This window comes from Bradyrhizobium canariense, from assembly GCF_019402665.1.
GTDB classification, from domain to species: Bacteria; Pseudomonadota; Alphaproteobacteria; order Rhizobiales; family Xanthobacteraceae; genus Bradyrhizobium; species Bradyrhizobium canariense.
Window position 1 is genome coordinate 1 of the sequence record NZ_VSST01000085.1, and the last position, 7,027, is coordinate 7,027.

The window sequence follows — 7,027 nt, forward strand, 5'->3', positions numbered from 1 at the left end:
GCCGAAGCCCGGAGCCTTGATGGCAGCGACCTTCAGGCCGCCACGCAGACGGTTCACGACGAGGGTGGCGAGGGCTTCGCCTTCGACGTCTTCCGCGATAATCACGAGCGGCTTGCCGCTCTGCACTACGGCTTCCAGCAGCGGAAGCAGTTCATTCAATTGAGAGAGCTTCTTTTCGTTGATGAGGACATAGGCATCTTCCATTTCAACGCGCATCTTGTCCGCGTTGGTGACGAAGTAGGGCGAGATGTAGCCACGGTCGAACTGCATGCCTTCGACGACCTCGAGTTCGGTCTCGAGCGACTTGGCTTCCTCGACGGTGATGACGCCCTCGTTGCCGACCTTCTTCATGGCGTCGGCGAGGAACTTGCCGATCTCCGCGTCGCCGTTGGCGGAGATGGTGCCGACCTGGGCGATTTCCTCGTTCGAGGTGACCTTCTTGGAGTTCTTGACGAGGTCGGCGACCACGGCTTCCACCGCCAGGTCGATGCCGCGCTTGAGGTCCATCGGGTTCATGCCGGCCGCAACCGACTTGGCGCCTTCACGAACGATCGCAGCCGCCAGAACGGTGGCGGTGGTGGTGCCGTCGCCGGCCGCGTCAGCGGACTTGGAGGCGACTTCGCGCACCATCTGCGCGCCCATGTTCTCGAACTTGTCCTCGAGCTCGATCTCCTTGGCGACGGTGACGCCGTCCTTGGTGATGCGGGGAGCGCCGAACGACTTGTCGAGCACGACGTTGCGGCCCTTGGGGCCCAGCGTCACCTTCACCGCGTTGTTGAGAATGTCGACGCCGCGCAGCATCCTGTCGCGCGCATCGACGGAGAATTTGACTTCTTTAGCTGCCATCTGGATTTTTTCCTTAGGTGTTTAAACTGGATAAGAGAGGGGCTCTTACGCCGCCTTCTTCTTGGAAGCGGGGACGTCGAGGACGCCCATGATGTCGCTCTCCTTCATGATCAACAGCTCCTGGCCGTCGATCTTGACCTCGGTGCCTGACCACTTGCCGAACAGGATGCGGTCGCCGACCAGGACGTCTATCGGGATCAGCTTGCCGCTCTCGTCGCGGCCACCGGGGCCGACTGCGATGACTTCACCTTGGGAAGGCTTTTCCTTCGCAGTGTCCGGAATGATAATGCCGCCAGCGGTCTTTTCCTCTGCGTCGATGCGCCTGACCACGACGCGGTCGTGAAGCGGACGAAATTCCATGAGATCTCCTAAGCGTTTACACTGGCTGATGATTTGACGTTGCTAGCAATCATTGCCCGCGAGTGCCAACGCGGGCGCAGCTGAAATAGGACTGATTTCCGGGGGGACAAGGGTTTGTAACCGGAAAATCGGCTCGTCGCGCGGGATCTCTATGGGGCTTACCCAGATCACCTATTCGAGTTTGCCGCCGAGCACCCGACCTTCTTCTGAGTGAGTTTGTACGTCTCAAGACCTAATGTCGCCGACCAGTTCAATTCCTCTGCCGCGTTGACCTTAAATTCGAGAAGGTAAAGGAACGCCGATCTGGTGCCGGTTCAGATGCGAATCGTCGGCTGACTTCGTTCCAAGATTGCGATGCGTTGAGACCTAAGGCAGCGGTCGGGAATTGGAGGTATCGCTCCGCTTGATGATGATCCGATAGCTCTCAGCACGTCGAGGCGAGGCAACGCTAATTGGCGAGAGCTAACGCAGGAACGTGCTCAGATCGTTCGGCACCTCGTCCATTTTCAGACGCGTCTCTCAGACCTCATTTGTTCTTCCTGCTTCGTCGGCGGATGGAGAAGGATTTGAAGGGGAGTGAGTCGGATTGCGGGTGTTTGACGAGCCTTCCACGCAGGGGCACGCGGTGAAGAAGAGCGTCCGGGAACTGCATGTGTCGCAGCAAGACCGCCGAAGCAGAAGCGGGCAATACGACACAAGACAATGCCCATGAAGCAGTCCTCCAAGCCAAGTCCGTTTGAAGTTACAGCCTGGACGAGAGAGTTCGGCTGCAAAGCCGTCTCGCGTCAGCAGGGCAATCTTTCCCTCGACAACGTTCATGGCCGAACTTGGCCTTCCATTTGTAGACGCTGGCGTCGCTGAGGCCATGCTTGAGGCACAGATCGGCGACCGACACGCCGGCCTCATGCTCCTTCAAGATCCCGATGATCTGCTCTTCCGAAAAGCGGCTGCGCTTCATGCTCTGGTCCTTGTCGTGGGCCAGAACGAACTTCAAACCGGATTAAACCCGCGGGGCAAGGTCAGCCGCAGCTCGGCGCCAAATTCGAACTGCGTTTCGTTTTCCTCCACGGACGATTCTTCGCCGTCTTCGCACGGCATGGACGCAAGCGTGGTCTTGATCTCGGGGATCTTCATTGGCGAAGACATCAGGTCGAGTATCGAGGCAAGTCGGCCGAGGGCAAGGTCCGGCATCCGCCCTTCAAGGGTTTGCGGGAGGACCTGTGATGGTGCGTCTGAACCCGGCTGAGCAGATTGAGCAGAGCTATGATGAGGCCATGATCGCGCTGGCCGACTACTTGACGCATCAGCGCGATGCCACGGCCACGGTCGACGCACTGATCCGCATCCTCGACCACGACGGCCTTCGAAACGCGATCACGGAGGTCCTAGTGGACTCCCGCGTCCACCCCAGGACTCGCGTGTCGGGAAGGCTTTAGACGTGTTGTGCGTTGCTTCAACGGCGCGCCGAACTGCGTCCGGGTCACCGCGCAATGATGCCTGGCTGACCTGGGTCACTGCGCCTTCTGTCACGATCGGTTTCGCGGCCGGTAGGATCGATCGCAATTCCTCGAGCAGCGCCACAATCTGTGCTGGCGTGGCGATCGGCAGTTCGGCAAATGGCTTTAGCGCAAACGGCCAAACGTAAGGCAACTGAGTTTTGGGGTGGATGCCGTGAAAGACCGCAAAGCGACCGTCTGACAGGATCTCGACTCGGCCGCGCGGCTGATTCTTCTCGGTGAGCGGGCCGAACTCTATCCGGCAGTATTTGATCGGCTCCGACACGCGGCACAGATAGCCGACCTTTGGAAAATTTCCAATTCGACAAGGGGTGACGCCGATGTGCTTTACGAGTGCCTGCTGAATCAGCGCCGCGTGAGCTTTGTCGAGTGCGTCCGCATCAATCAGATGCAGACCCTCGCCCAGCTTGACGCCTATTCCTGCCCCATTGCGGCCCACCGGCGAAGATCGGTCTCGTCGGCCTCATGCTTTGTCCAATCGAAGGAATGCCACTTCCCGTCCTGCCCTCTGACGCCTGGCACCTTGCCGCGGGCGTCCTGGCTGGTGCCGATGCGGTTGAAGAGCGAAGACGTTTCGCTGATCTCGGCGTTCGGCGGGATCACCGGTACCAGCCTGCGAAACCCCATTCCAAAGGTCTCGGAAGGTTGAGGGCGTCGGCGTCTTGGGAACAAAATTCATCTGCGCCTCACTCTACGCACGACCGGCTACAGGGCCGGAAGAAAGCGACCCTTTCGGCAGCGAGCAGGCGGCGGCGCGCAGCTTCCACTTCCTAGGTTAGAACCGGCTGGCGAACTGAGTCCCACCACCAGCGGCGGCACGGCCGCGCCCTTGCTTGCGATTTCGCTCAGCTCGCGCCGAACATGCGGGAAGCAGGCCAAAAGACTTCCGACCTGAACATCCGGCGAGGCGCCAAGCGCAGCCGCGCCGCTTCGCATACGCTTGCGCGCGCTCCGGCCCCATTCTGACCAAATCGTAACGAGACAATCCTTCAACGTCGCGGGTTCGCCGGCGCGCTCGAGGTCCGCAATTGAGGCAGCGATGAAGGACTGCGCGCCGACCGCCATCGGTTCGATTTCGTCACCTGCGTAGGCCACAAACAACGTGGCGCCGCGCCATCTAAGATCACTGATGGCGACAACGATCTGTGTGCCGTCGGCTGCGAAGTAGCGATCGAGGTTCGGCTCTGCTATGGCGCTGTCGAGCTGTTGAGCAATCTGTTCGAAAAGCGGCGCGAAGCCGGCCCATGTCTGCCGAGTTTAGATCAACCGTCGCTCTAATGGCGGCCAGCGCTGGGCCGGTGACCGGAGCTGACTGGTGCTTCGAAATGACAAGCTTCAATGGGCGCGGGTTGGCGCTGTGCAACGTCTTCACGGTAAAGATGCCCGTCTAAGCCGTTAGAGCCGAACGAGCCGCCGTCTTACGAGCAGCCCGCGCTTCTTCGCCGCGCTTTCGCGGGGTCCAATCCTTCGCCGTATCGAGCAGCGCGACGAGGCTTTCGGTAGAGACCAGCGTGCGGCCTCCAAACTCCCGCAGCTTCAGCTTGCCCTCATCTGCGAAGCGGTACAGAGTCGCTGGCGACACGCCGGCGATCTCAGCTGCGATCTTGAGCTGCGATAGCGGTCTATCGCGCCATAGTGTGTATTCGCGAGGGGAAAAAGATGCACTTGCTGTTGCGGTCTGCTTGCGGGCCACGGGATTTGCACTCCTGAAGGAACGGGGCATGTCGCTTCAGGCAAACAGCAACTCAGGCAAACCAGGCAAAGTGCGACGCTGAACTTATTGTCTCGAATGTCTATGTTGGCAATGACATACAAAAGTCACGGCACAAAGTGACATACGAACGGCATACACCGGCCGCTAAATCCCTTTGATCTATTCGCGCGTTGCACGCACTGCGGAGCACTTTGCGCTGGCCTGTTTGCCGCGTCTTGGTGGTGTCCACTTCACCTGCGTCGAGAAGTTGGACGGCTAGGCTCGAGGTTTACTCGATATCTGTGATTTTTCGGAAGCTTTATCACGTGTCCCACCCGGCGGACGCACCGCTACGCTGGCCACCGCGGCCGCTGCTGATCGTGCGCACAGCCAACCTGTAGGTTGCTAGAGCTGATGTTGAGGCGATCAAAACCAAAGGCAAACGCCCTGTAAGCGGGGCCGCCACCTGTCGGCTATTTTCCTCTTGAACCAGCATCTCGTAGATGACGATCGTCATTTCGAAGTCAGAGTCGGAGGCGCGTTAGTCGCTTCGACTGCCCGAAGCGGCGGCGCTCAGACGCTGTCAGAACCATGAGGATGTTCTGGCCGTCTGTCCGCGTGATGTGAGCAACCCAGCGCTTGGGCGCATGCTCAAATCGCTGGAATGGGGCTGCTTCTAAGGCGACATGTCTGCCGTGTCCGACGTCCCACGATCACAGAACCGACGGTTGCCTTGGCAAGATATCTCTAAGCATCTCGCCGCTCGCTGGGCCTCAGGAACGTATGGCGTCAATCGCGTGGGCGATCAGGATTGCAATGCTGACCGCGATGATGATGACTAGCAGCCAAGTGATCACGTTAGTCTCCATCCACGCCATGGAGTGAACGCGCTCAATCGCGCACAGTCAAAAACAACCCGCCGGCAGGCTTAAACTCGGCGCAGGGCTGAGGATTCAAGGCAACTCTTGCGTCCGGATTCGGTCCTATCGGCGAATGGGCCCGCCATCCGAGTTGTGTCGCCGCGACCCTTTACCGGGTTGCAGCGAGTTTGTGGCTTCCAGACGCTTTTGCAACGTATTTATCTGGCTTGGAGCATATTCACCGGCAGCATACTTACTCTTTAATGCCTTCTTGTACTCGGCGATGTCATGTTGGACAGGAGACGTTACAGATCCGACCAACCAACTTTCGGCTCATGTCGGGGTTTCGAGCCCTGGTATCATTTGAAAATAGTTGAGGCTAAGTATTCACTAGCGATCCAGGTAGAATGCGACCGACATATCCGTGTCGCCGTCTCGCAATGCTTCCAGCTCACTCTGCGCTGTTTCACCGAAAAGCGTGAACTGAATGTCACCTTCCTCTACCGACAAGATCGCGCTCTTCATCGATGGAGCCAATCTCTACGCGACGGCGAAAACTCTGGGCTTCGACATCGATTACAAGCGTCTGCTCAAGGAGTTTCAGAGCCGCGGGACGCTGCTGAGGGCGTTCTACTACACCGCCATCATCGAGGATCAGGAGTACTCCTCGATCCGGCCGCTGATCGACTGGCTCGACTACAACGGCTACACCGTCGTCACCAAGGCGACCAAGGAGTTCATCGACGCCTTCGGCCGCCGCAAGGTCAAGGGCAACATGGACATCGAGCTCGCCGAGAACGCGATGGAGCTCGCCGAGCACATCGACCAGATGGTGCTGTTCTCGGGCGACGGCGACTTCCGCTCCCTGGTCGGGGCCGTTCAGCGCCGCGGCGTGCGGGTCACCGTGATTTCCACGATCGCCAGCCAGCCGCCGATGATCGCCGACGAGCTGCGTCGCCAGGCCGACGTCTTCACCGACCTCGTCGAGCTGCAGTCCAAACTCGGCCGCGACCCGTCCGAACGCCCGGCCCCGCGTGATCGTGAAGCGCGTGGACACATGCCAAAATTCTTGCAGGAGCCGAAGGGAAATGACCCACACGACTAGACCCTGAAGGCGGCGCCCGCATTCCGCAAGCGCGGCTCGCGGTGGGCATGTTTGTCGCTTGAGATATGTTGGCGTCGGCTCGTTGTCGCTTGCATGAAAAGGGCGGCATCCGGCATTATGTTTTTGCTGGCGAGGCGAACCTGCTGTGACTCTGAAGAACCCCGACGCTATTGCGGTCATCATGACCGCCCTCCGGCTTTCTCACGGCGACGAAGCTGCACGAGCCATGCTGGTCGGCGGCATGAGCCTGGCCGCGCTGATAGAGACGATGTTCTCCGCACCGATCGGGCGACGCGATGCCGTTCACAACATCGCACGTGCGTTGGACGACTTCGCCCTTTCGCCGGAACTCGGTCCGGTCTGGCACCTTCGCTACGTTTACGAAAGTCATGGCTCGTTTCGCGTCGTCGATATGGAGATTGCGACGCCAACCGGCACGCTGTCCAGTAAAGACGTTTGGCTTCGTCTGCCCGTCTAGCTATCTCGCCACCTCTGCGATGTGGCCGGTGCTGTCGACGATTAGCGAGCGCGCGGTGCTTTCCTTGACGGCCTTGTAGGTCTTGATCTTTCCGGTCGGCACCTCCTTGGATCTGCGAGTAGCCTGCGGCGCGAAGCTTAGCGATGATCTTCTCAGACGTCAGGCAGA

General features: G+C 59.4%; 8 protein-coding genes and 1 pseudogene. 2 read left to right on the top strand and 7 right to left on the bottom strand.

Features of this window, described 5'->3' with window-relative positions; all coding sequences use genetic code 11:
- The 7 genes and pseudogenes from groEL to FXB41_RS35850 all read right to left on the bottom strand — a co-directional run.
- Positions 1 to 846: chaperonin GroEL (gene groEL / locus FXB41_RS35820; protein ID WP_219685085.1), on the bottom strand; the 846-nt coding region annotated here is incomplete at its 3' end.
- Positions 847 to 891: 45 nt separating this feature from the next.
- Complete coding sequence (locus tag FXB41_RS35825) at positions 892 to 1,206, bottom strand: co-chaperone GroES (protein WP_219685087.1); 315 nt, start codon at positions 1,204 to 1,206, stop codon at positions 892 to 894.
- 772 nt (positions 1,207 to 1,978) lie between these two features.
- Positions 1,979 to 2,164 (bottom strand): annotated as a pseudogene (locus FXB41_RS35830) (transposase); the annotation flags it as partial.
- A gap of 32 nt (positions 2,165 to 2,196) precedes the next feature.
- Positions 2,197 to 2,397 (bottom strand): hypothetical protein, encoded by a 201-nt coding sequence (locus FXB41_RS42200; RefSeq protein WP_219685090.1) that lies wholly within the window; start codon positions 2,395 to 2,397, stop codon positions 2,197 to 2,199.
- 183 nt (positions 2,398 to 2,580) lie between these two features.
- Positions 2,581 to 3,162, bottom strand: coding sequence for a bifunctional DNA primase/polymerase (locus FXB41_RS35840; RefSeq protein ID WP_219685092.1), 582 nt, complete (start codon positions 3,160 to 3,162; stop codon positions 2,581 to 2,583).
- Entirely contained in the window at positions 3,138 to 3,350 is a 213-nt protein-coding gene (locus FXB41_RS35845) for a hypothetical protein (RefSeq protein ID WP_219685094.1), read from the bottom strand. Before FXB41_RS35845 ends, FXB41_RS35840 begins: the two co-directional genes overlap by 25 nt.
- Before the next feature lie 760 nt (positions 3,351 to 4,110).
- Positions 4,111 to 4,416, bottom strand: coding sequence for a helix-turn-helix domain-containing protein (locus FXB41_RS35850; protein WP_219685096.1), 306 nt, complete (start codon positions 4,414 to 4,416; stop codon positions 4,111 to 4,113).
- Positions 4,417 to 5,763: 1,347 nt separating this feature from the next.
- Here FXB41_RS35850 and FXB41_RS35855 point away from each other — a divergent pair.
- Positions 5,764 to 6,381: a LabA-like NYN domain-containing protein gene (locus FXB41_RS35855; RefSeq protein ID WP_219685099.1), complete on the top strand. Its 618-nt coding sequence runs from the start codon at positions 5,764 to 5,766 to the stop codon at positions 6,379 to 6,381.
- Between the two features lie 145 nt (positions 6,382 to 6,526).
- The gene (locus FXB41_RS35860; RefSeq protein WP_219685100.1) at positions 6,527 to 6,859 is read left to right on the top strand and encodes a hypothetical protein; all 333 of its coding nucleotides are present in this window, start codon (positions 6,527 to 6,529) and stop codon (positions 6,857 to 6,859) included.
- Positions 6,860 to 7,027: the final 168 nt, after the last annotated feature.

What these genes read in the sequence shown, in the direction of transcription:
- FXB41_RS35825 (WP_219685087.1), bottom strand. Translation starts at nt 1,206, where the DNA reads ATGGAATTTCGTCCGCTTCACGACCGCGTCGTGGTCAGGCGCATCGAC.
- FXB41_RS42200 (WP_219685090.1), bottom strand. Translation starts at nt 2,397, where the DNA reads ATGCCGGACCTTGCCCTCGGCCGACTTGCCTCGATACTCGACCTGATG.
- FXB41_RS35845 (WP_219685094.1), bottom strand. Translation starts at nt 3,350, where the DNA reads ATGGGGTTTCGCAGGCTGGTACCGGTGATCCCGCCGAACGCCGAGATC.
- FXB41_RS35855 (WP_219685099.1), top strand. Translation starts at nt 5,764, where the DNA reads ATGTCACCTTCCTCTACCGACAAGATCGCGCTCTTCATCGATGGAGCC.